The organism is Pseudomonas sp. K5002 (assembly GCF_013386655.1).
Classification (GTDB): Bacteria; Pseudomonadota; Gammaproteobacteria; order Pseudomonadales; family Pseudomonadaceae; genus Aquipseudomonas.
This window is the reverse complement of record NZ_JACARK010000328.1, coordinates 1-2,824: the sequence shown is the minus strand read 5'-3', so window position 1 is coordinate 2,824 and position 2,824 is coordinate 1. Positions and strand designations below refer to the sequence as shown.

Here is a 2,824-nt window from a genome sequence, read left to right as displayed (position 1 = left end):
GCGAAGCCCCGGCAGCCGGCGCCCCCGCCGCACCTCAAGCGCCGGCGGTAGCCGAACGCGTTGTGGATGGCCGTACCACCTACATCCTCAACAGCATCCTGGAAGACGTGATCAAGAAAGGTACGGGGCGTCGCGCCCTGGCCCTGGGCCGTGCCGATATCGCCGGCAAGACCGGTACCACCAACGATTCCAAGGATGCCTGGTTCTCCGGCTACAACGCCGACTACGTGACCACCGTATGGACCGGTTACGACCAGCCGGAAAGCCTCGGTCGCCGGGAGTTCGGCGGCACCGTCGCGCTGCCGATCTGGATGAGCTACATGGGCGCCGCGCTGAAGGATATGCCGCTGCATACCCAGCCGGAACCGGAAGGCATCCTGAGCCTGCGGATCGACCCGGTCAGCGGCCGTGCAGCAGCGCCGAGCACGCCGAATGCGTACTTCGAGCTGTTCAAGAGCGAGGACACGCCGCCGTCGGTCAACGAGCTGGGCAATGGTGTTGCACCGGGCAGCCCGCTGCCGGCGGACGAGGCGGCGCCGATCGACTTGTTCTAACACGCAGTTCCAATGTGGGAGCGGGCTTGCTCGCGAAAGCGGAGTATCAGGCTCAGATGGGCCGACTGACACACCGTCTTCGCGAGCAAGCCCGCTCCCACAGTTGGATCACCGCCAGGCTCGAGCCAATTGCCAGCCACAAAAAAAGCCCCGACTCGCAAGAGCCGGGGCTTTTTGGTGGTGCGCTACAACGGCTTAGCCGTTGAACACATCATCCACGCTTTGCAGCGGGTAGTTCTTCGGATACGGCAGGGTGGCCACACCCGTCTCGATTGCGGCTTTGGCCACGGCATCGGAGATCAGGGTGATCAGGCGCTTGTCCATTGGTTTCGGGATGATGTACTCACGACCGAATTCCAGCTTGATGCCGCCGTAGGCGTCGCACACTTCCTGAGGAACCGGCAGCTTGGCCAGTTCGCGCAGGGCGTTGGCGGCCGCGACTTTCATCTCTTCGTTGATGCGCTTGGCGCGAACGTCCAGGGCACCACGGAAGATGAACGGGAAGCCCAGTACGTTGTTGACCTGGTTCGGGTAGTCCGAACGGCCGGTGGCCATGATCACGTCGCTACGGGTGGCGTGGGCCAGTTCCGGGGAGATTTCCGGATCCGGGTTGGAGCACGCGAACACGATCGGGTTGGCCGCCATGGACTTGAGGCCTTCGGCGCTCAGCAGGTTCGGGCCGGACAGGCCAACGAACACGTCTGCACCGTCCAGGGCATCAGCCAGGGTACGCTTGGAGGACGGATGCGCGAACATCGCCTTGTACTGGTTCAGGTCGGTACGCTCGGACTGCACAACGCCCTTGCTGTCGACCATGTAGATGTTTTCCAGCTTGGCGCCCATGCTCACCAGCAACTTCATGCAGGAGATGGCCGCGGCGCCGGCGCCCAGGCAAACGATCTTGGCTTCGCCAAGGGTTTTGCCGGCGATTTCCAGGGCGTTGATCATGCCGGCCGCGGTAACGATCGCGGTGCCGTGCTGGTCATCGTGGAATACCGGGATGTCGCACTGTTCGATCAGGGCCTTTTCGATCTCGAAGCACTCAGGTGCCTTGATGTCTTCCAGGTTGATGCCACCGAAGGTGATGGAGATGCGCTTTACGGTGTCGATGAAAGCCTGCGGGCTCTCGGAATCGACTTCGATATCGAATACGTCAATGCCGGCGAAGCGCTTGAACAGCACGCCTTTACCTTCCATGACTGGCTTGGAAGCCAATGGCCCGAGGTTACCCAGGCCGAGGATCGCGGTGCCATCAGAGATCACTGCAACCAGGTTGCCTTTGCCGGTGTACTTGTAGGCCAGTTCAGGATCGCGGGCGATTTCACGTACGGGCTCGGCAACGCCAGGGCTGTAGGCCAGCGACAGGTCGCGGGCGGTGGCAGTGGCTTTGGTGAGCTCTACACTCAGCTTTCCTGGACGAGGATGGGCATGATATTCGAGAGCGGCAGTTTTCAAATCAGACATATCGGCATTCCGCTTTTACTGTTGGTCGACGGACCGCCGAGGATACGCGTGTCGCAAAGTCCCCACAAGACTGGGCAGTCACAGGTGTCAAGGGCCCTGCCCTACGACTTTTGGCCAAGAGCCACGGGATACAAGGGCTCAACTGTTCACAATCGACCTGAAAAATGTCTACAATTTTTTCTTACGGCGCCTGCTCGAGCATGCCGGGATCGGTCAGTGGCAACAGCCAGCGTGCCTGGCCCTTTTCCAGGCCGCCACGTCGGGAGCGGTCCAGCACCCAGCCGCGGGCTTCGATGGACTGGCCCTGCAAACCTTTCAACAGCGCACTGTCGAATCGGCCCACCAGATTGGGTGCAATGCGCAGTACCAGTGAGCCCTGCAACTCAATCCAGACTCCGCCGCGATTGCGTTCGATTTTGCTCACCCGGCCGTTGACCACGGCAAAGCCCGAGCGCTGGATCTTCGCCGCATCGACCACCGGTGACTGGCGCCATAGCCCCAACCGGGCCTGGCGGGCGCTGCGTTCGGCGGCTTGCTGGCAGGTCACCAGTTCCACATTCGGCGCGACCGCCACCTGGAAGCCAAGGCCTTCGGCGAGCAACTGCGCTTCCAGATTTGCTCCATTGGCACCGTAGAGATGGGCCAGGGTGCGGCCGTAACGATCCTTGCTCTCCCGTCCGGGCACCACGCCAACGCGCCCACCGCTCGCGTCCACCAGACTTTGCAGGCGCTCGCGAGCAGCCACGGCGAAGGGCTCGTCAGTGCGCCCCTGCTTGCCGGTTTCCGGGGCATTGACGCCGATCATG

Annotated in this window: 2 protein-coding genes and 1 pseudogene; 1 reads left to right on the top strand and 2 read right to left on the bottom strand. The window is 62.3% G+C overall.

Features of this window, described 5'->3' with window-relative positions:
- Nucleotides 1-554 (top strand): annotated as a pseudogene (locus tag HX846_RS16205) (peptidase); the annotation flags it as partial.
- Between the two features lie 195 nt (nt 555-749).
- Here HX846_RS16205 and HX846_RS16200 read toward each other — a convergent pair.
- Both HX846_RS16200 and HX846_RS16195 read right to left on the bottom strand, forming a co-directional pair.
- Complete coding sequence (locus HX846_RS16200) at nt 750-2,018, bottom strand: malic enzyme-like NAD(P)-binding protein (protein WP_003209334.1); 1,269 nt, start codon at nt 2,016-2,018, stop codon at nt 750-752.
- 181 nt (nt 2,019-2,199) lie between these two features.
- Nucleotides 2,200-2,824: thermonuclease family protein (locus tag HX846_RS16195; RefSeq protein WP_178965717.1), on the bottom strand; the 625-nt coding region annotated here is incomplete at its 5' end.

Coding starts and splice junctions, on each gene's coding strand:
- HX846_RS16200 (WP_003209334.1), bottom strand. CDS start 2,018: ATGTCTGATTTGAAAACTGCCGCTCTCGAATATCATGCCCATCCTCGT.